At 64.3% G+C, this 21,225-nt stretch carries 16 protein-coding genes; 6 read left to right on the forward strand and 10 right to left on the reverse strand.

What is annotated here, in order from left to right:
- Together ASF04_RS08865 and ASF04_RS08870 are read right to left on the reverse strand one after the other, a co-directional pair.
- On the reverse strand, nt 1–1,560 hold a 1,560-nt coding region (locus ASF04_RS08865; protein ID WP_229204978.1), incomplete at its 3' end, for a condensation domain-containing protein.
- 222 nt (nt 1,561–1,782) lie between these two features.
- A complete protein-coding gene (locus tag ASF04_RS08870) occupies nt 1,783–2,502 on the reverse strand; it encodes an autoinducer binding domain-containing protein (protein WP_229204979.1) in 720 nt (239 codons plus the stop codon).
- Between the two features lie 257 nt (nt 2,503–2,759).
- Here ASF04_RS08870 and ASF04_RS08875 point away from each other — a divergent pair, with 257 nt between their 5' ends.
- Together ASF04_RS08875 and ASF04_RS08880 are read left to right on the forward strand one after the other, a co-directional pair.
- A complete protein-coding gene (locus ASF04_RS08875) occupies nt 2,760–3,314 on the forward strand; it encodes an acyl-homoserine-lactone synthase (protein ID WP_056140166.1) in 555 nt (184 codons plus the stop codon).
- Between the two features lie 112 nt (nt 3,315–3,426).
- On the forward strand, nt 3,427–3,822 hold the full coding sequence (locus ASF04_RS08880) for a DUF4902 domain-containing protein (RefSeq protein ID WP_082488655.1): 396 nt from the start codon (nt 3,427–3,429) through the stop codon (nt 3,820–3,822).
- A 91-nt stretch (nt 3,823–3,913) separates the two neighbouring features.
- On the opposite strand, the gene ASF04_RS08885 is transcribed toward ASF04_RS08880, so the two are convergent.
- From ASF04_RS08885 to ASF04_RS08920, 8 genes are all read right to left on the reverse strand, one after another.
- On the reverse strand, nt 3,914–4,744 hold the full coding sequence (locus ASF04_RS08885; protein WP_082488656.1) for a 4'-phosphopantetheinyl transferase: 831 nt from the start codon (nt 4,742–4,744) through the stop codon (nt 3,914–3,916).
- Nucleotides 4,731–7,613, reverse strand: a complete 2,883-nt coding sequence (locus ASF04_RS08890) for an amino acid adenylation domain-containing protein (protein ID WP_162241430.1) — start codon at nt 7,611–7,613, stop codon at nt 4,731–4,733. Before ASF04_RS08890 ends, ASF04_RS08885 begins: the two co-directional genes overlap by 14 nt.
- A gap of 53 nt (nt 7,614–7,666) precedes the next feature.
- Nucleotides 7,667–9,367, reverse strand: a complete 1,701-nt coding sequence (locus ASF04_RS08895) for a cyclic peptide export ABC transporter (protein WP_082488657.1) — start codon at nt 9,365–9,367, stop codon at nt 7,667–7,669.
- A gap of 10 nt (nt 9,368–9,377) precedes the next feature.
- Nucleotides 9,378–11,762, reverse strand: coding sequence for a penicillin acylase family protein (locus ASF04_RS08900; RefSeq protein ID WP_082488658.1), 2,385 nt, complete (start codon nt 11,760–11,762; stop codon nt 9,378–9,380).
- A 34-nt stretch (nt 11,763–11,796) separates the two neighbouring features.
- Complete coding sequence (locus ASF04_RS08905) at nt 11,797–13,419, reverse strand: hypothetical protein (protein ID WP_056140183.1); 1,623 nt, start codon at nt 13,417–13,419, stop codon at nt 11,797–11,799.
- Between the two features lie 84 nt (nt 13,420–13,503).
- On the reverse strand, nt 13,504–13,884 hold the full coding sequence (locus ASF04_RS08910) for a DUF4902 domain-containing protein (RefSeq protein ID WP_056140187.1): 381 nt from the start codon (nt 13,882–13,884) through the stop codon (nt 13,504–13,506).
- Between the two features lie 44 nt (nt 13,885–13,928).
- On the reverse strand, nt 13,929–14,495 hold the full coding sequence (locus ASF04_RS08915; RefSeq protein WP_056140219.1) for an acyl-homoserine-lactone synthase: 567 nt from the start codon (nt 14,493–14,495) through the stop codon (nt 13,929–13,931).
- Nucleotides 14,496–14,698: 203 nt separating this feature from the next.
- Nucleotides 14,699–16,492 (reverse strand): NPCBM/NEW2 domain-containing protein, encoded by a 1,794-nt coding sequence (locus tag ASF04_RS08920; protein WP_229204981.1) that lies wholly within the window; start codon nt 16,490–16,492, stop codon nt 14,699–14,701.
- 372 nt (nt 16,493–16,864) lie between these two features.
- Between ASF04_RS08920 and ASF04_RS08925 the strand changes: the two genes are divergently transcribed.
- The 4 genes from ASF04_RS08925 to ASF04_RS08940 are packed head-to-tail and all read left to right on the forward strand — an operon-like array spanning nt 16,865 to nt 21,215.
- Nucleotides 16,865–17,782: an EamA family transporter gene (locus tag ASF04_RS08925; RefSeq protein WP_056140193.1), complete on the forward strand. Its 918-nt coding sequence runs from the start codon at nt 16,865–16,867 to the stop codon at nt 17,780–17,782.
- A 10-nt stretch (nt 17,783–17,792) separates the two neighbouring features.
- Nucleotides 17,793–19,094, forward strand: a complete 1,302-nt coding sequence (locus ASF04_RS08930; protein WP_056140197.1) for a D-tagatose-bisphosphate aldolase, class II, non-catalytic subunit — start codon at nt 17,793–17,795, stop codon at nt 19,092–19,094.
- Nucleotides 19,088–20,272 (forward strand): SIS domain-containing protein, encoded by a 1,185-nt coding sequence (locus tag ASF04_RS08935; RefSeq protein ID WP_056140201.1) that lies wholly within the window; start codon nt 19,088–19,090, stop codon nt 20,270–20,272. The genes ASF04_RS08930 and ASF04_RS08935 overlap by 7 nt, the downstream gene beginning before the upstream one ends.
- Complete coding sequence (locus ASF04_RS08940; protein ID WP_056140204.1) at nt 20,256–21,215, forward strand: N-acetylglucosamine kinase; 960 nt, start codon at nt 20,256–20,258, stop codon at nt 21,213–21,215. The genes ASF04_RS08935 and ASF04_RS08940 overlap by 17 nt, the downstream gene beginning before the upstream one ends.
- Nucleotides 21,216–21,225: the final 10 nt, after the last annotated feature.

Consider the following 21,225-nt stretch of genomic DNA (forward strand, 5'->3'; position numbering starts at 1 on the left):
CACGTCCGTGTCGTTCCAGGCATGCAGCAGCGTGTGGCGTTCGTCGTCCGCCAGCACGGGCAGCGCGCCGATACGGGCGTCCGGCACGGCCACGATGGCTCGCAGCAGCTGCTCGAAGTTCGACGCCATGCGCGCAATGCTGTCGATCTCGAACAGGTCCACATTGTAGGTCCAGTCGATCAGCAACTCGCCGCCAGCGACCGATGCGGTCAGTTCCAGGTCGCACTTGATGGTATCGTGGCTGCCCGCCAGGCGTTCGATGGCGAGTTCACCGAGCGCCAGTGCGTGGTGCTCGGTGTTGTGCAGCGTGAGCATGACCTGGTACAGCGGGCTGTAACTGAGGCTGCGCTCCGGCTGCAATTGTTCCACCAGAAGGTCGAACGGCACATGCTGATGCTCGTAGGCGCCGAGGATCATGCCCCGGTTCTGGCGCAACAGCGTGGTGAAGGCGGGATCGCCCGCGAGGTCGTTGCGCAGCACCAGGCTGTTGACGAACAGGCCGATCAGGTTTTCCACGTCGCTGTGCGCGCGGCCTGCGATCGGCGCACCGATCACGATATCGGATTCGCCGCTGTAGCGGTGCAGCAGCACCGCCAGCGCGGTTTGCAGGAACATGAACAGCGTCGTTTGTTCGCGCTGGCAGCACGCCTGTACCGCCCGCAGCAAGCCGGCATCGATGGTTTGGGCCAGAGCGCGGCCGTGGAAGCGCTGCTGGGCGGGGCGCGGCTTGTCCAGCGGCAGGCCGTGCACTGCCGGCAGGCCGGCCAGCTGGCTGCGCCAGTAGTCGATTTGCGGGGCGAGCTCGCTGCCTTGCATGCGGTTGCGCTGCCACTGCGCATAGTCGGCGTATTGCACAGGCAACGGCGCCAGCGGCGCTGGCACGCCGTCGCTGAAGCTGCGGTAGAGAGTATCGAGCTCACGCGTGAGCAACGCCATCGACCAGCCGTCGGTGACGATGTGGTGCAGATTGAGCAGCAGCACGTGGCGCTGCTCTTCGAGCCGCACCAGGCCGGCGCGCAGCAGCACGTCGTGCGCCAGGTCGAACGGCCGGCCGGCGTCCGCTTCCGCCAGCGCGGCCAGCGCGGCGCGGCGCGCCGCCTGGTCCAGCCCGCGCAAATCGTGTGCCACGAATTCGATCTCGCCGGCGTCGCGGACTTGCTGCCGGGCCTGGCCCTGTGCGCTGATAATGACCGTGCGCAGCACTTCATGGCGTGCGACGATACCCTGCAGCGCACGGCGCAGGGCCTCGGCATCGAGTTGCCCGCTCAGCTCGTAGCGCGACTGCAGATTGTAGTTGCTGCTGCCCGCTTCCATCTGGTCGATGAACCACAGGCGCTGCTGGGCAAACGACAACGGCAGCGGCAAGCTGCGGTCGGCGTGCGGAATGTCGCCATCCTCCACCGCCAGCCAGGCGATCAGGGCCTGCTTGTTGTCGCGGAGCGCTGCAACCAGCTCGGCGGAGACTGCGGATTTTTTTCCCTTGATACGCAAATCGCCATCCTCAACACTGAGGCTGATGCTGCTGCGTTTGCACATCTCAAGCAATTCTGTAAGCGCCATGACGTAATCCCCTCTAATGTCGTCCCGGCTGCCTGAACGGCCAATCCGGCAATGACATTAGACCCCGGCCCGGCGCCGGACATAACTGTCAACATTTGCAGTGACGCATGGCGTGGCGCGGCCACCGGCGGCAGTCGGTGGCGCAAGAAAAAAAGGGAAAGGCGGCGCCGGGGAGGATCCGCCGGCGTTGGCAAAAGTGGGCCTGGAGCGGCCGGGAGCGGTTTAGAGCAGGCGCAGCATCAGGGCTTTGGCGACGCACGCGGTCTTGTTGGACGTGCCCAGTTTTTCCAGCGAATTATTGACGTGGAAATTCACCGTGCGTTCGGAGATCTGCATGATTTGCCCCACTTCGCTGGACGTCTTGCCATCCGCCGTCCAGCGCAGGACTTCGATTTCACGGCTGGTGAGGATCACTGCCTGATTTTGCGCCGGTCGCCTGGCGATCATGTTGGCCATGCCCTGGTTGGCGCTCTGGACCAGCCAGGCCACATCGGCCGCGTTCTTGCGCACCTCGGCGGGCGACAGTATTTCGTTGGAGCGCGCCAGGGTGAGCAGGCTGGCCGCACCGGACGGGTCGAACGCCGACTGGGCGCAGCCGGCTTTCAGGCCGTGGGCGCGGGCATCCTCCCAGAATGCGGGACTGGCCTGGAACAGGGCGTCGGTCCAGATCAGCGGCTGCATCGACTTGACGGCATGGGCCACGGTCGGATCGATCGCGACGTAATTTTCCTGCTGGTAGCGCTGTTGCCACTCCTGCGAATAATTATTCACCATGTAGATCTTCGGGTTGGAGATCGGCAGCAGCGCCTTTCTGCCGAAGGCGCAGTACTCGAAACCCAGATCGCGCGCCAGCCGTGACAGGACGGCAAAAAAATCTTCCTCGGTGGTGGCCGATAGCAAGGCGTTGCCGCCCTCTTCGCGCCAGTCTGATGTATCGCTCAACATATTCTCCGGAAAAGCAAGGTTGGAATCAGAAATCGGTACTGTCCCCTTGTCCTCCCTGTACGCGCAGCGAGGTCATAAATTAAAAGAAAAAATATCATTTTGATTAATTCTAGTCAATTAATATCAAGCTCGACTGTGCAAGAAATGTCACGCCGGCATCGACTGCAGTTTCTGACAGTTATGCAAAAGTCGCCACGGGTGTCCAATGGTCCCATACCAACCGTATTACCACCAAAACAGCAAAGGGGATCGGAATGAATGTGACCGCAGGCCATACAGAAGTTTTCTCGGACGCGCTTTTCTCCGACATCGCCCGCTACCGGCACAAGGTGTTTGTCGAAACGCTGGGCTGGGACCTGAAAACCCGCAATGGCGAAGAACTCGACCAGTTCGACCGCCCCGACACCGTGTACGTCGTCTCCCAGGATGACGAAGGCCAGGTAAACGGGTGTGCCCGACTTCTTCCCACCACCGGTCCCTACCTGCTCGGCGAGGTCTTCCCCGAGTTGATGGCCGGCCTGCCCATCCCCGCCAGTCCCGACGTGTGGGAATTGTCGCGCTTCGCATCGGTGGACTTCAACCAGCGCAGCTCGTCGGCGCTGGCACAGTTTTCATCGGAAGTGACGATGGCATTGCTGAAATCGGCCGCCGCCCATGCCGTGTCGCTGGGCGCCAAGCGCCTGATCACGGTATCGCCCATCGGCGTCGAGCGCCTGCTGCGGAAAACCGGCTTTCACACCCATCGCGCCGGTCCACCGATGATTATCGGCGGTCACCCTATCTTCGCTTGCTGGATCGAATTGGCGTAAAGAGCGGCATTTTCACTTGCCACATAGCAAATACCTTAATTCTTCCATGCCGCAAGGTACAATCGTCAACCACCAACGGCGCGGCCAGCCGTAATAAAGAAAGCGGAATTCGATGTCAAACACTGGTTATGTTTATTTAACATTCCCCCAATTGCAGGCGATTACTTTGTCCCACCTGATTTCCGGCATGGACGAGGATGGCGATCCCCATATGCCCGAAGCGGCGGTGGTCACCGCGATCACCGGCTACACTGAATGGATCGCCAAGGGCAAGCCCACCATCACCATCGGCTGGGACTGGCAAATGCTGCGCGACGATGCCAAGCTGCGCCTGCTCCGCGTCAGCGAGCCGGCCAGCAATGTCATGCTGCGCAACGCCGCTGGCGTCGAGCTCGGCCACGGCAAGAGCGCGGCGCTGCTGAGCGCTTTCGTGGACAGCTTCGACTGGCAAACCATCACCCTCGACTACCTGAACGACCGCTACTGCGGCATCACCCGCCAGAGCTGAACCACGTAGCGCCAGCACGGGCCGGACGGATTTTTTCCGTCCGGCCCGTTTTTGCGTGGGCGCACGCCCTCTTCCGTGCGGCGCCGGCCGCCTAGGCGGCCAGCGCCGGCTGCCCGGCGGTGTGCGCGTCATGCGTGAGCAGCACCGTGGTGAGCACCGAGGCGTCGCCGAGGAAGTCGAAATACACCTCGTGCTCCTGGCCCACCGCCAGCCGGTCGCCCAGGGGCAGCACGCAGCGCAGGCGCAGGCAGCCGCGTGCCTGGTCCAGGCTCACCACCTTGACCGCATCGAAGTCGAAATAACGGCCTACCAGCGGAAATGCTGCCTTGAAAAAACTTTCCTTGGCTGAAAACACCAGTGTCAGCAGGCAATCGATGTCCAGGCTGCCCACGCACATGCGTAAAAAGCGCAGTTCCTCGGCGCACACCACCAGCTCCGTCATGGCCTGGCGCGCGTCGCTGTCGATGATGGCCTCGATATCGATGCCGATGCCGGCGATATCGTTGCCCTGGCAGGCGATCGCCGCCGCATACTGGCCGCTGTGGGTGATGCTGCCGATGAACCCCGGCGGCCACAGCGGTTCGCGGTGGCGGCCCACCGCCACCACATGGCGGCCGTGACCGTGGTTTTCCAGGATCGCACGGGCGCATAGCCGCCCGGCAAAGAATTCGGCCTGGCGCTTGGACACGCTGTTGCGTATATGCGGGGGAAAGTCGATGCCGTAGGTCTGGAACAGCTCGGGCACGAAGCGGTCGGCCCGGAACAATGCCAGGTAATATGGCAACGGCTGCACATCGCGCGGCAACACGCCCGCCGCGCCGGCAAAGAACTGGCCGTCGTGCTCATGGCACAGCGGCGGCAGCAAGCGCTGCCTGCCAGCGGAAGGAGCGGTTTGCTCCATGTGGACACTATCGGCCTGCATCGCTAGTCCTTTCCAGAGGGATTGCCTTCAATGCTTTCTTGTCGATCTTGCGGCTGTGCGTGAGCGGGAACGCATCGAGGATGAAGAGGTGCGCCGGCACCATGAACTTCGGCACGGCCGCCGCCAGTGCGGCGCGGATGGCGGCCTCGGTCAGCGTGGCGCGGTCCAGCACCAGGTAGGCCACCAGGCATTTTTCGACCGGAGCACAGGCGTCGTCATCGGGTTCGCCGGCCACCGCCGTCTCGCGCACCACCACGACAGCGCCTGCAACCCCCTCGATGTTTTGCAGGTGGGCTTCCACCTCCTCGAGCTCGATCCGCAAGCCGCGGATCTTGACCTGCTGGTCGCGCCGGCCGATGAAATCGAGGTCGCCATCGGACAGCCAGCGCACCAGGTCGCCCGACTTGTAGAGCCGGCCCTGGCCGGAGAACACGTCGGGAATAAACTTGGCGGCGGTCAGCTCCGGCTGGTTCAGGTAGCCGCGCGTGACGCCGGCGCCGCCGATGCAGAGTTCACCGGCCGCGCCCACCGGCACCAGCCGTTGCTTGTGATCGACCACGTAGCCGCGCACGTTGTGGAGCGGACGGCCGATGGTCATGCTGTCGCCTTCGAACTGCGACAGGCTCGTATGCACTGTGTTTTCTGTCGGGCCATAGCCATTCGACAGGCGCCGCCCCCGCGCCCACACGCGGGCGGTTTCCAGCGGCGTGCTCTCGCCCACCACCTGCAATTGCCCCACGGTCTGGAATTTTTCCAGCGACAGGTATTTGAGCAGCACCGGCGGCAAGATCGCGTGGGTGAGGCGACGCCGGGCCACCAGGTCGGACAGCAGGTCCGGCGTGAGCCGCTCCTGGTGGCTGGCCACGTACAGCGTGGCGCCGCGCGCCAGCGTGGTAAACAATTCGGCAATCGAGGCGTCGAAGGTGAGCGAGGCAAACTGCAGCACACGGCTGCCGGCGTCGATACACAGGTCGTCGCCGATCGCATAAGTGTGGTTGATCATCCCCTTGTGCTCGACCAGCACCCCTTTGGGGTTGCCGGTGCTGCCCGACGTATAGATGACGTAGGCCAGGTTGTCCGGCGTGCAGCCGCGCCCGCGCGCGGCCGGCGCCTGCCAATCGACCTCGTCGAGCGTCAGCACGCGGCCGTCGACCGGCGCAGGCAGCATGGCAGCCAGGTGGCGCTGGGTGACGATGGTGGCCAGTTGCGCGTCCTCGATGATGTAGCGCAGCCGGGTTTCAGGAAAATCGATGTCCAGCGGCACGAATGCACCACCGGCCTTGAGGATGGCCAGCACCGTCAACACCATGGCGACCGAGCGCTCGACGAAGATCCCCACCATGACATCGGGTCCGATGTTGCAGTTGCGCAAGTGCCGCGCGAGCACGTCGGCGCGGCGATCCAGTTCGGCATAGCTGATGGCCTCGTCCTCGTAGACTGCGGCGATGGCTTGCGGCGTGCGCGCTACCTGCTGTTCGAACAATTCGTGCACGCAGCAGTGCGGAATGCCCGCGCGGGTCACCCCGGCCCAGTCGCCCAGCAGACGCTCGCGTTGCGCTGGCGACACCAGCGCCAGGTCTTCCATCGGGGTTACCCCATGACTGTCGAGTACGTCACCAAGCAGCGTGGCCAGGCTGTCGAGCAGCAGCGGCGCCATGCCCGGGTCCAGATCGGCCTCGAGGAACTCGAGCCGCAACAGCAAGCCGCAGGCATCGTTTCTGACCAGGCCCAGGCGCGGCACATAGTCACCCCGGTACGGCAGCGGCTGGCGCGCGACCGGGCCCGCGCCGAAATCGCCATCGGCCGCGTGTTCGCCGTAGACCACGAACTCGAACAGCCGGTGCTCGTGTTGCTTGCGGCTGTCGCCGATGGCGACCAACTGCGCCTGCGGGTAGCGCCGGTGCTGGCGCCCGCGCCGCACATCCGCCGCCACCCGGTCGGCCAGCGCCGCGAACGATTCCTCGCCGCGTATCTCGGCCGCCAGCGGCACGTTGTCGAAGTCCAGGCCGAGCGGACGCTCTGCCCAGCGCACCAAGTTGCGTGGCTGTGCCAGCCCGACCGCCACCGTCCCCGAGCCGCTATAGCGGTGCAACAACACCAGTACCAGTGCGGCGAACAGGCTGTCGTGATCGCTGGCCAGGGTGGCCGAGAATGCCGCGTAGCGCGCCGCCCAGCCGGCGGGCAGCGCCAGTTCGACCGTGCGGGAGCGGGCCGGCTGGTCCTGGCGCCCCTTGCGCAGGTTGAGCCGGTCCTGGTCCTGCCCGGCGGCGGCGCTCCAGTAGTCATGGTCGGCCGTCCAGGCGGACGACCCTGGATAGCCGGGATCGCCGTCCGCACTGGCGGCACCGGCGGCCAATGCGGCCAGGCGCTCCGCGGCATCGGGCCGGTCCAGCATGGCGTACACCTGTCCGGCCAGCGCGTACAGGGTTTCGCAGCCGCGCGCCTCGGCCGCCAGCGCGTGACAGCTGAGCAACCACCAGTGGCGCTGCGGGCCCAGCGACACCAGCGTGCTGCGCACCAGCATCTGCGTGCGCACATCGATGGCGCGGTCCGCCTCGTCGGCGACCAGTTGCGCGGCTTCGGCTTCTTCGCCGCTGGCGAGCAATACGCGGCGCGTCTCGAGCACCGGATGGACGGCAGGCTGCAGCAGCAGCTCGCCGTCGCGCTCGACGACCGCACAGCCGAGGCGCGGCACCAGCGTGGGCAACAGCGCCACGGCGCGCGCCAGGCGGTCGGGGTCGAGCGGCCCGTCGAAACGGAAGCAGGCGCTCGCCAGGTTGGCCGCGTGGCCGTGCTTGCGCCGGCCCAGGCAGGAAAGTTTTTCAAAAGTCGATAGCGGATACGCGATCGGGTTCTCGGTAGTGTCCATAAACAAGCCTTCGGGCATGGTGGTCGGGGATGGCGCAAGACGCCATCCGGTCTTCAGGCGGCAAGCGCCTCGCGCATTTCGATGGCCTTGAGCGCGCCGTTCTCCATCTTGATCAGCTGGTCGGCCAGGTGGAAGTACCGGTCGTCATGGGTAATGACGATGACGATCTTGCCCAGCTCGCGCAGGCGGAACAGAATGGTGGTGTAGAAAAATTCCTTGAACTGCGGGTCCTGGTCTGCCGCCCATTCGTCGAACACGTAGACATCACGGTCTTCCAGATAGCTGACCAGCAGCGCCACGCGCTTGCGCTGGCCGTCCGACAGTCCCAGCGTGGAAAATTTTCCGCCATCCAGGCTGACCCGCTGCTCCAGCTTGAGCTCTTGCATATAGTCCGGAATCTTGGCGGCCGCCCCTTCCGCCACATCATAGAGACGTGGAAACAGGTGGAAGTCGGTGAAGATGGCGGAAATGTTCTGGCGCATTTTGCTGCGGTTGTCGTCGGTGACGCGCTCGTCGTTGATCAGCACGCAGCCGTCCGACGGCAGGTAATGCAGCGACAGCACCTTGCTCAGGGTGGACTTGCCCGAGCCATTGCCGCCGGTGATGAAGCTGACCTGGCCGCGCCGGAACGTGGCGCTGACCGGCCCCACCTTGAACTGGAAATCACCCTTGTCCTTGACGTCGTACGCGTATTCGAGCTGGTAAGCCTGCAGCTTGTGGATGGCCACCCGGGTATCGTCCGCCTGCTCGATCTCGGCGCGCAGCTGCTTCAGGCATTTGCGCACCGCCATCACCGAAATGCGCGCCGGGATCAGGCTGCTCAGGCATTCGACGATGCCCATCATCGGTTCCGACAGGTACAGCAAGATCATCACGATGGCGATCAGGGCGTCCGGCGACAGCGCATAGAAATTGCTCATCACAAAGGCCACCAGGCCGATCACCAGCATGTTCATCAAGCCGGCGAACTGGGAGCCGACCAGGAACAGGGTGCCGCCCTTGAGCTGGAGCCGGCGCTGCTGGTCCTCGACCTGGTACAGCTCGGCCATATAGGCGTCGCGCTTGCGACGGTTGAGCTTGAGTTCCTTGGAGCCGTAGATCAGGCCGCGATTGAACTCGATGACCTGGTTGACGCACTGGCGCGCCCTGCCGAGCGCCTCGCCGCCGAAGTACGAGAACGGCTGATAACACGCAACGCCGATGACGGCGCTGACCAGGATGAACAGCGTGACGCCGGGATTCAGGTAGCCGAGCATGGCCACCACGCCACCGATCACGATCAGATAGTTGAGGATGATCGGTATCATGCGGGCGCCGGTGGAGAGCTTGTCGATGTCGCTGGTAAGCGACGCCATCAGCGTGGAAAAGCCGACCTTCTCGAGGTCCTGCACCGGCGCGGTGGCGACCTTGTTGTAGATGAAGCGCTTGAGGTCCAGGCTCAGCTTGGTGACCACTTCGTTCATCAGCCGCCCCGAGGTGCCGCGCAGCACCAGGATCAGCAGGCAGGCGGCGAAGAAACACACGGCAAAACGCGGCGAGTCGATGCGCAAGCCCCACTGCTCCCAGGCGCCGCCAAATTCGATGCCAGGCGCCAGGTGGGACGCCTGCAAGTTGAACGATGAAACCAACAGCGGGATCAGCATCACCTGCAGCAAGCCTGCGACCGAACTCAGGACGATGCTGATGAACACCTTGTTGGGTGCGTTCTTGACCAGCAGGCCGTAGAGGCCGGTATTCAATATATTGTGTTTCATGATATTCCCCTTAGTCCGCCTTGACGGCCGACGCGGTCAGCGTCAGCACCATGGCCCCCGGCCGCTGCTCGCCGAACCCGAGGGACGGCAAAGCGGCGGCGCTGGCGGCCCGCATGAAGTTGTCGTACTGCGGGCTGAGGAAGTTACCCGACTGCCCGGTGCTGACGGTGAAGCGGCTGCGCCCGGCATCGCCAAGATCGATCACCTGCAGGTAGTTGCTGCCGGCCACGCGCTGGTAGCCATCGTCGGCCGAATACACGGCCGGGGCGCCGCCGCCTAGGCTGTAGTTGTCGCCAGGCGCGGCAGTGCGGCGGGCGAACAGCCCGGACAGCGGCGAACCGCCGTCCACCGCGCCGCTGCGATACGCCGCATGCTGCACCGCGCTCCAGCGCCAGTCGGCCATGGTAGCGCCCATGGTGATCTGCAGCTGGTCGAGGGCGGACTGCAGGCTGCGGGCCAGGTGCGGCCGGCACTGCGCCGGCTGGCCGGGGGCGGCGCACCAGTCGGCGGCCGACTGCCGCAGCGCGCCGGCGACGAAGCGCACCCGCGCCTCGGGCGGATAGCTGGCCAGTAGCTGGCGCGCGGCCAGGCGGTCGGTGGCGTTGTCGCGCACCAGGTCCACGAACAGATGGTCGATCCAGACGTTGTAGATCGACGCGGCAACGCTGTCGGGCGCGGCGCGGCGGTCCCAGCCGCGCAGATAATCGAGCGCCTGTTGCTGGCGCGGGCCGCTGGCCGGCAGTTGCAGCAGGCCCGGCAACGCATCGGCAGCGCCGAGGCTCAGGTCGTCGTGCTGGATCGCCAGCAGCGCCTCCGGGGTAGCCTTGCCGCCCGCGCGCAGCAAGCTGGCGATGCGGGCGGAGCGGTCCGCACCGGCCTGCAGCAACATGCCGCCGGCCGGGTTGTAGGTTTCCGGCAAATCCTGGTAGGCGATGTAGGCGACCGGACCGGCGCCGGCGGACGCCGCCGGCAGCCTCACCCCCGGCGCGACACTGCCGGCCGCCAGCTTGCCGACCAGCTTGCCACCGATATTGCCATGCCGGTCGGCATACACCAGTTGCAGCGCCGGGGCGCCGTAATCGCGCATGGCGGTCCTGGCCTGGGTCCAGTCTTGCGCGCCGTTGAGCGCCAGCAGCGCGTCGAAGCTGCGATCTTGCGGATCGAGGCCGGCCAGTGCCAGCGTGTAGGTGGCGCCCCCGGCGTCGGCCAGGTCGCTGATCACCGGTCCGCGCGCGGTCTGGCGCACGGTCAGTCCCAGCGGCTTGATGGGGCCGCGCAGGTAGGCTGGAAATGCCGACCTGACCTTGATGCGTTCGTTCCTGCTGGCCATGGTGCGCCAGGTGTCGCCATCGAGGTACTTGTTGCTGTCGAGCGGATCGATTTTTTCCCGCACCAGTTGCGGCGCGACCGCGTGCAGCGCGGTGCCGCCCCAGGCGATGCTCTCGTTGCGGCCGGAGAAGAACAGCGGCAGGCCCGGGATCGTGGCGCCGGCCACGTGCACGGTGGGACCGCGCAGCTCGCTCAGGTACCAGCGGGCCGGAATCAGGCTGGCCGCGTGCAGGTCGTTGACCAGGGCCGGCATGCCGCTGCGGGTATGGCTGCCGTCCACGGCCCATGCGGTGGAGCCGGCATCGGCAGCGCCGATGCCGAACTCGCGGTGCAGGCGCGTAGCGGCGGTTTCGACCTGGTGCAGCAATGCGCCATCGGCCGGCGGCGCTGCGCCGGTGACGGCCAGCATGCGCCCTTCGTCGGCACGCAACAGTTGCGCCGCGCGCACGCTGCCCAACTGGCGCACCAGGGCGTTCTGGCGCAGCAGCTCGACGCTGCTATCGTCGAGGTCGATCTGCAGCAGTTTCAGCTGCAGCAGCGAGTCGGTCGCGCTCCACGCTTCCGGCTTGCGCCCGTTGACAAAATACTCGGGCGGCAGCGGATGGTTTTCGCCGATGCGGGCGTTCACGCCACGCACGTAAGCGTCGAGCAACTGGCGCGAACGCGGCGCCAGTTGCGCCAGCGCCTGGCCGGCAGCCTGGCTTAATCCCAAAGTGCGGATGTACCGGTCGAGCGCCAGGGTATCGGCGCCGCGCAGTTCACTCAGGCGCCCCTGGCCGATCAGCTTCTGGTACTCCATTTGCCAGAGCCGGTCGCGGGCATGCACATAGCCGAGCGCAAAATAAGCATCGGCGTCGCTGGCGGCCGTGATGCGTGGCACGGCGTCCGCGCCGCGCTCGATGCGCACGCTGCCGCCGACGCCCTGCACCGCCACCACGCCATCGTCCAGCGGAACGCTCTGTTTGAGGTGGCCGTAGCCGGCTGCCGCCGCGATACCGATCGGGGCGCAGATGAAGAGCAGGAACCTGGCCAAGATAGGGCTCGATTCATTGATTCGTTTCCACATGGGAGATCCTTTTTTTTGGGCTGGGCGGTCGGGGTCAGTAAATACCCTGAGGCAGGTTTTCTTCGACACTGCGCACCTTGAGCTTGAGGAAATTGGTCACGCGGATGTTCACCATGACCTGCGGCGAAGGATCGTCGAAGAAGGCAATATCGTCGGCCGACATTTTGCGGCGGTGCCGCTTCTCGGCCAGCCGGCCTACCCACTTCGACAATTTGTCGTCGTAGCGCGCCAGCCGGGGACTCTTGCCGAGATAGCGCAGGCCGGTGACATACTTCTTGAGCTCGGCACGGCTGCCGCTGTCGGTGTAGATGAACTTGCTGAGGACGTCGATCTTGCCCTGCCACATCAGGAAGAACACCAGCAAGGCGTTGCGGCTATAGGTTTCCAGGGCGCCGGCGGACACGAAGATGGGGAAATCCTTCGGCTCCTTCTCGCGGTTTTTCCAGAATACGCGGCAGCATTCTCCCACCACCATCAGGTGCACATTCTGTTCCTTGTGGTGGCCGTAATGCAGCGGCGAGCTGTTCGACGCTTCCACGCTGTAAGGCCGGGTGGCGTCATGGAAGCCGTGCCAGCGCATCACGAACAGGTAGCTGCGTACGCCGGACGACAGGAATACGGTAAACAGGATGCCGCCCAGCACCGGATGCAGCCACGCCACCAGTAAAAACACGGCGTTGCCGAGGATGTAGCCGCGCACGAACAGGCGCAGGAACTTGGTGCGCTTCATGGCGCGGAAGTAGCAGATGACTTCGATCGGGATCAGGCTGATGAACACCGAGTACCAAGTGCACGCCTTGATGAAATCGATCAGGCTGGTCTGGTCGTAGCGCAGCGTGGACTGGTAGTCGGCGGGACCGTTGTCTTCCACGTGGTGTATGCCGGTGTGGGTGCAATAGTAATAGTCGGGGGTCCAGAACTGCAGTGGCCAGGCCACGTATTTGCGCAGGAACTCCAGGGCGACGTAAATATAGTCCGAGGGCGTCCGGGCCATTTCGGCGCGCACCACCCGTCCGGCCGCATGCGAACACAGGTGTTCAATATGCTCCTTGTCGGTAAACAGCGTCGCTTGCAGCAGCACGATCAGCGGCGCGACATACACCCAGCCCTCGCCCAGCAGCAAGGTGGCGAATACCAGGTTGTAGACGATGTGCAACGTCAGGAACGACGCCGCCAGCAGCGAGCCGCGCGAGTACTTGTTATCGACCAGGTATTCCGGGATATTGCGGGCGGCATCGGCAAAGACATCGCGCGTGAGGCATTTGCCCATCGGCGGCGCCGCCTGGATATTGTTGGCATAGCAGATGATTTCGCCCAGCGCCAGTCCGACCACCAGCAGCACGGCGCACCACGCACCGCGCAGCCAGGGGCCGGCGTCGGGCACCAGCAGCAGGTTCAGATAAGCGGCTGGCAGCAGCGTCATGTACAACGCCGTCATGGTCAGCGTCTTGGCGCGGCTGACGTTGGTGATATCGCCGATCAGCTTGATGGCCGGATAGCCGATCAGATTGATGGCCCACAGCAGGAACGGCCGTATCAGGTACAGATTGGCGACGTTGAGCAGGAAGATGGGAATGCAAAAAATCAGATCAAAATTTGTGAGAAGGAAAATCGGCGTGGGTTTGCCGTTCCTCGCTTTTACCCGTACGGTTTTCATGAGTGTCCAATCTAGCAAGTATTGAGTTCAACAACAGGGATCTGATACACCCGCACTCCGCGCCGCTGCATGCGGTGTGCGGTTTCAATTCATATAGCGGCGAATGATGTGCCGCAGGGTAATCAACTGCCACTGAAAATCATCGATATACGTTTCCAGCACAACCGCGACGATGGCGGGCGTCAGCTCGCCACCGGCCGCGTCATACAACACCACGTTGCTGGCCGGGCCGCTGGTGCGCCGCAACGTCACGACGGCGTCGGCCGCCAGCATTTCCCAGTCCCAGCCGATGCTGATGCGGTCGCGGCCGGTCCACTCGGTGTAACCGGTGATGCAGGTTGCCACCGCAGACTCGCCGCGGTACGGCTCGCCCTGTTCGTCCAGGCCTGAAATCAGGTGCTCGAGGTGCAGTGCCGACAGCGACGCCACGGACATGCCGACCTGGCCAGTTTCTGTATTGGTCATGGATTGCCGGACCGGGTGCACACCCGGCCACGCTCCTGTTCAGGTTAGTCGGGACGCCCCTCCAGCTCGATCCAGCAGGCGAAGATCGGATGGCCGCCGATAATCATCGGCGGACCGGCGCGGTGGGTATGGAAACCGGTTTTCCGCAGCAGGCGTTCGACGCCGATGGGCGACACCGTGATCAGGCGCCTGGCGCCCAGCGAGGCGGCATGTTCGGCGGCGGATTTCAGCAGCGCCATCGTCACTTCCGACGAGAACTGCGCCAGCGCCGACGAGGTACGGTTATTGAAGTCGACCGATGCGAAGCGCGACAGTTCCCAGACCTCGGAGCTGGCCGGCACCGGCTGGCCATCCATCAGCTCGGGGAACACTTCGCCCAGCAGGTAGGCGCCAGTGGTAGGAAGGAGACGAGCACAGCCATTTACCTGGCCTTCGTCGTCCTGGGACACCACGTACACGGTGTCCGGGCGATCGAACTGATCGAGTTCCTCGCCGTTGCGGGTCTTCAGATCCCACCCCAGCGTTTCGACGAACACCTTGTGGCGATAACGGGCCACCTCCGAATACAGTGCCTTGGAAAGTGCGCCAGTATGTCCCGCGATTACATTCATTCCCGCCCCCAGTTTGTCCAGATACATCCGTTGTCGATGTAGTCATTGGACGCTTTTCCGGGCGCTGGCGGAACTGTCACTATTTACAGCACGGGTGGATCGGCGCGTGAAGCCGGCCGGCGCGCGGGCGCAGTCCGGCACTCAGGAATGCCTCGAGTGCGCCCGGGACAGGAGGGGTTGAAACAAGCGCGAGCCGGACAGCGTCAATCCGACGCGGCAGTATCGGCTACCAGGCGCACGTCGCCCCAGGTTGCCACCACGGGCAGCGTGGTGCCGGATTTGGCGTCCCGCACCACCAGCTCGACAATCTTGCTGCCCTTGATATTCGCCGTTATCGGGGTCGCCTTGCTCCCCAATGTCACGGGCGAGCTTTCGGCCAGAAGCCTGCCATCGCCGTACACGTAAAAACGCACCGCCTGGCCTGTATTGGCGGACGAATCGTCAACGCCCACCGCCGCCATCAGCCAGGCGTGAGCAGACGCGTTGATGACCTGAAGGCGCGAGTTCGACAACACCCCGATACCCGAATCGAAAGCCTGGCCGGCGATCTGCAAGGTCTGGCCATACGGCGTGGCATCGGCCTGCGCGCCGCCCCAGCCCGCGTACTGGGCCCGGGATCCGCTGGAACGGGTGCCGCTCCACGGATCGATCATGCGGTGGATGGTCGGGTCGAGCTCTGCCTGCCGGGTGCCGTCGACGGCAACGTTGACCGCGCCGGGAATTTCCGACAGGTAGAAGCCGTTCTCCAGCTGCCGTTTGCCCGTGGCCTCGAACACCAGCGTCTCGTGCGGCGCCAGTGTGAATGCGTGTTCGCCGGAGAACGTCAGCATTTTTTTCGACCACAGGTCCTTCAGGACGATCGCAACGCCGTCTGCCAGCTTCAGATGCCTGGCCTGCAAAATGACCGGCGCCGGTGACGCGCTGCGATTGAACAGCGCCACGGCCTTGCGGCTGCCGTCGCCCAGTGTCTTGACGATGATCTGGGCATCGTCGGAGTCGTAGGTGACCACCCCCTGGTGCCCAGACTGGTCCTGGTTGATGCGGATCAGCTCCGCGTTGCCCACCACGCCCAGCAGCGATGCAGGGCCGTTACGCAGGTCATAGCTGACCAGCAGCGGCGCATTGATCATGGCCCACAGCGTGAAGTGCGAGCGCGCTTCGACCAGGTGTTCCGCATCGAACTCCTCGTGGCCGATGTGCAGGATGTCCGGGTCGTTCCAATGGCCGGGGCCGGCGTACAGCGGCCGCTTCGCCGCGCTGTCGAAATTGTGCAGCATGCTGGTCCAGCTCGGCGTAATGTCGCTGCTGGTGCGCCACGAATTGCCCACGTCCTTGCCCCAGGAACGGACATTCGCCATGCCCCACGCGCAGATCGACAGGATGTAGTCGTTGTTCGGCCTGGCGGCCTTGAGCGCGGTGGACACCGCTTCGTACCGGCTGCGTACCGCACCGATGTCGGTGCGGTTGATGGCGCTGCGGTCGATCAGGGGCGCCAGCGCACGGTAGTCCTGGTCCTTGACCAGTTTGGAGCCCGGCACGAAATCGGCAAGGCCGCAAGCATCGATCTTGATGTAATCGAAACCCCATTCCTTGAAATACAAGTTGATGTCCTGCTCTACGTGCCCTTCGAGTCCCACTTCGCGCTCGGCCGTCGTGCCTTGCGGCAGATTGGGAGAATGCAGATCGTATGCCTGCGAACAGGCATTGCGGCCGATGTCGGTATACAGCCCCGCCTTCAGGCCCATCGCGTGCAGTTTGTCGGTAAACGGCTTGAAGCTGGTGCCTGCCGCGCCGCCGGTGGCGGCGGACGGAAAGATGCCGGTACGGATTTGCAGCCGGCCATCGCTCTGGCGTCGCTTGAGCCACCAGCCGTCATCGACATTGACATGGTTGTAGCCAAGCTTGGCCAGCCCGCTATCGACCAGGACGCGTGCGGCGCCCATCACCTTGTCCTCATCGACCTCGGTACGGAAGGCATTCCAGCTATTCCAGCCCATGGGCGGTGTTCTCGCTGCCCCGCTCGTATTGCCTTCCCAACGGCCGGTCGCCGCCAATGGATCGACGCCAGACGCGGCAATGGCCGGCATGACCAGAAGAACGGCGCACGCCGCTGCCAGCAGGCCGCATAGCAACGCAGATTGACCAGGCTTTGTGTTACGGGACCGTCTGTGGTGCATGGATATCTCCTTATCGTTGCCATCAAAATGAAAGATGAGAATCAAGTTAAGGCCAGATTTTCACATGGAAATCGTCACATAAGCAAAATATGGATAAAAAACGACAAATAAAGAAAGTTTTCGAAAGTGTTTGTGTTTTCGTTATTTGTTACTTACCATTCAACACGCTCACCATACAACCACTCCGGATCCATGAATACAACGACTTTATCGATGACGCCGCGCCGTGCCGGTTGGCTGATGTACACACTTGCCACCACCTTGCTGTGGGGCGTGTGGGGCGCGTTTGCGGGCCTGCCCAGCCAGCATGGTTTTCCTGAAACTCTGATTTATGTCGTGTGGGCGCTGACGATGGTGCCGCCGGCCCTGTTCGTGCTGGCCCGCAGCGGCTGGCGCGTGCGACGCGACAGCCGTTCCATCGCCTACGGCCTGACCATCGGCGTACTGGGCGCAGGCGGGCAGATGGTGCTGTTCTACGCAGTCAAGGCAGGGCCCGCATACCTGATCTTTCCGATGATTTCGCTGTCGCCGGTACTGACGATTGTGTTGTCCTTCCTGTTCCTGCGCGAGCGTACCGGCGCGATGGGCATCGCCGGCATCCTGCTGGCGATCTGCGCGCTGCCATTGTTCGATTATGCGCCGCAAGGCTCGCCGCAGCAGTACGGCCTGTGGTTCGTACTGGCGCTGGGCGTGCTGGTCGCGTGGGGCTTGCAGGCTTACTTCATCAAGCTGGCCAACGCCAGCATGGACGCGGAAAGCATCTTCTTCTACATGACACTCAGCGCGCTGATCTTTATTCCGGTGGCGCTGGCGATGACCGATTTTTCGCAACCGATCAATTACGGTCCGTCCGGACCACTGCTGGCAGCCGTCACCCAGATCCTGAATGCGGTCGGCGCGCTGACGCTGGTGTATGCATTCCGTCACGGGAAGGCGCTGATGGTGTCGCCATTGGTGAACGCCGGCGCGCCACTGCTGACCACCATGATCGCCATGGCGCTGGCATCTACCGTACCGACCGGTTACCGGCTGGCCGGCATCGTCCTGTCGCTCGCGGCAGCGTTGTTGCTGGCGTTGCAGCCGGACGATGGCGGCGTTGAATCTACTTGAGGAGCTAACGATGGATTATTTATTGAACCTGGTACGCCGTCACAAATCTGACGAAACAGTCGGCATCCACTCGGTGTGCTCGGCACACCCTCTGGTCATCGCTGCAGCGATGGAAACGGCGCTTGAACGCGATCTCCCGGTCCTGATTGAATCGACCTCGAACCAGGTCAACCAGGATGGCGGCTACACCGGCATGACGCCGGCCGCGTTCCGTGACTTCGTCCACGGTATTGCCGACCGCACCGGCCTGGCGCGTCAACGCGTGCTGCTTGGCGGCGATCACCTGGGGCCGAACGCCTGGCAAAGCCTGTCGCCTGAAGCTGCCATGGCCAAGGCCGAGGTACTGATCGATCAGTATGTCAAGGCGGGCTTCCGCAAGATCCATCTCGATTGCTCGATGTCCTGCAGTGGCGATCCCGTGCCACTGCAGGACGCCGTCGTTGCCGAGCGTGCGGCGCGATTGTGCGGGGTGGCAGAGCATGCGTGGCGCACGTCCGGCGGCGAGGCGCCTGTCTATGTGGTAGGTACCGAGGTACCGGTGCCAGGCGGCGCCCATGAAGACCTGGACGAGCTCAGTGTCACCACGCCGGGCGCTGCGGCGCTGACCATCGACGTCCACCGGCAGGCGTTCGCCGCCGCCGGCCTGGCTGCCGTGTGGCCGCGCGTGGTGGGCCTGGTGGTGCAGCCGGGGGTGGAGTTCGACCACCACAAGGTGATCGACTACCAGCCGCAGCGCGCGGCGGAGCTGAGCCGCTTCATCGAAGGCGAGCCAACGCTGGTGTACGAGGCCCACTCGACCGATTATCAGACGCCGGCCAATCTGGCCGCGCTGGTGGCCGGCCATTTCGCCATCCTGAAGGTGGGCCCGGGCCTGACCTTCGCGCTGCGCGAAACCTTGTGGGCACTGGCCGACATCGAGGAACAAATGACCGGCGCGGGCCAGGGTTCGGATTTCAAGAACACGGTGCTGGAAGTGATGCGCACCGAGCCTGAATACTGGCGCAAATATTACGACCGCGATCCGGCGCAGGTACGCTTCGACCAGCAATTCAGTCTCAGCGACCGCATCCGTTATTACTGGCCGCATCCGGCCATCCAGGCGGCACAGGCGCAACTGCTGGCCAACCTGGAACGCACCACACCGCCGCTCACGCTGCTCAGCCAGTACCTCCCGGCGCAGTACGAGGCCGTGCGCGAAGGCCGGGTACGTAACTTGCCTGTCGATTTACTCAAGGAAGGCGTGGCCAAAGTGCTGCGCCAGTACATGGATGCCTGTGCAGGCACCGCAATCAAGGAGCTGGAAACATGTTAGTGGCAAACAAGGATATTTTGGGACTCAGCACCACCGGGCTGGATCGAGCCGGCGGCGGTCTGACCGCGCGCGAGATCGCGCAGCAGCCAGGCGTCTGGCCGCAGATCGATGAGCTGGTAACCGCCAACCGCGCCACGCTGGACGCCTTCCTCGCGCCGCTGCTCGCCCGGGTCGATCTGCGCATTGTGCTGACCGGCGCCGGCACCTCGGCCTTCCTCGGCGAGTGCCTGGCGCCCGCCATGCTGGGCCAGGGCTGGCGTGCCGAAGCCGTGCCGACGACCGACATCGTCTCCGGCCCCCAGCACTTCCTGCAAGCTGACGTGCCGACCCTGCTCGTCTCGTTTGCCCGCTCGGGCAGCAGTCCGGAAAGCCTGGCTGCCATCGATCTGGCAGACCAGCTGGTGAAAAATATCCACCACCTGGTCATTACCTGCAATGCCGATGGCGAACTGTATCGCATGGCGCAGGCGCGTACCAATGCGTACGCCATTCTGCTGCCGGACGCCACCCATGATCGTGGCTTTGCCATGACCACCAGCTTCACCTCAATGTTGCTGGCTACTGCGCTGACATTCGGCTTGATGCCGCCCGGTGCTGCCGCGGTGCCGTCTGCCACCGGCGCCAGCTTGCACGCCACCGCGTTGCCGCTGTTGCAGTCCCTCGTGGCACAACAGTTCAAACGCGTGGTTTACCTGGGCAGCAATGAGCTGTGCGGCCTGGCGCGCGAGGCTGCGCTCAAGCTGCTGGAGCTGACCGATGGCCGGGTGGTGGCCCTGTTCGATTCGCCGCTTGGCTTCCGTCATGGTCCGAAAACCATCGTCGACAACCAGACGCTGGTGGTGGTGTTCCTGTCCAACGATCCGCAGGCGCGCCGCTACGACCTGGACCTGCTGCGCGAATTGCGCAACGATGGCCGCGCCGGCCGGGTGCTGGCACTGAGCGGTCAGGCAGTGGCGGCATCGGGCCCGGACTGCGTGGTACTGGAAGGCGCGGAATCGGCATGCGACCTGGCCCTGGCGCTGCCGTACATTCTGTTCTGCCAGTCGTTTGCGTTGCTGCAGTCTCTTGCGCAGGGACTGCGTCCCGATACGCCAAGCGTGTCGGGCACCGTCAACCGCGTGGTGCGCGGTGTGACCATCTATCCCCTGGCAGGAGCGCAGCATGTTTCTCGGGATTGATGGCGGCGGCACCAAAACCGCGTTTGCGCTGATCGACAGTGCGGGCAACGTGCTGGCGCGGCACCAGGACAGTAGTGCCTATTACATCGAGGTGGGCATGGCTGGCGTGGCGGCAATGCTTGCACGTGGCTGCGCGGCGGTGTTTGCAGCGGCTGGCGTGACAGCGGCCGACGTCAGCTTCGCGTTCTTCGGCCTGCCGGCCTACGGCGAAGACCGCACTGCATTGGCGCAGCTCAATGCATTGCCACGCGCGGTGCTGGGCCACGACCGCTACCTGTGCGGCAACGACATGGTGTGCAGCTGGGCAGGCTCGCTGGCCTGCGCGGACGGCATCAGCATCATCGCAGGCACCGGCTCGATGGCCTACGGCGAATTCGCGGGACGCATTGCGCGTGCTGGCGGCTGGGGCGAATTGTTCAGCGACGAAGGCTCGGCGCACTGGATCGCGCGCGCCGGGCTGGGGCTTTTCTCGCGCATGAGCGATGGCCGCGCGCCCCGCGGACCGTTGCATCGACTGGTGCGCGAACGGTTATCGTTACAGGAAGACCTGGATCTGTGCCAGGTCGTCTATGGCGAGCTGAAAGAACAACGCAGCCGCATCGCCGCGTTATCGCGGCTGGTGTCGGAAGCTGCCGCGCACGGCGATCATCAGGCGCAGGCCATCATCGACACCGCCGCCGCCGAACTGGTGGAAATGGTGGACGCGGTGCGGCGCGCGCTGGGCGTCGCCGACGGACAGGAGGTAGCGGTGTCCTACTCCGGCGGCCTGTTTGGCGACGACGGCCCGCTGCACACCCCGTTTGCCGCCGCGCTCGCGACGCGCGGCGCCGCCTATCGCCTGGCGCCACCACGCCTGGCGCCAGTGCTGGGCGCGGCGCTGTATGCAGCCCGGCGCGCCGGCACGCCGCTCAGCACCGCCGCGCTGGAACACCTGGCAAACTAACAAGGAGATT

Source organism: Duganella sp. Leaf61 (assembly GCF_001421905.1).
Classification (GTDB): Bacteria; Pseudomonadota; Gammaproteobacteria; order Burkholderiales; family Burkholderiaceae_D; genus Rugamonas; species Rugamonas zoogloeoides.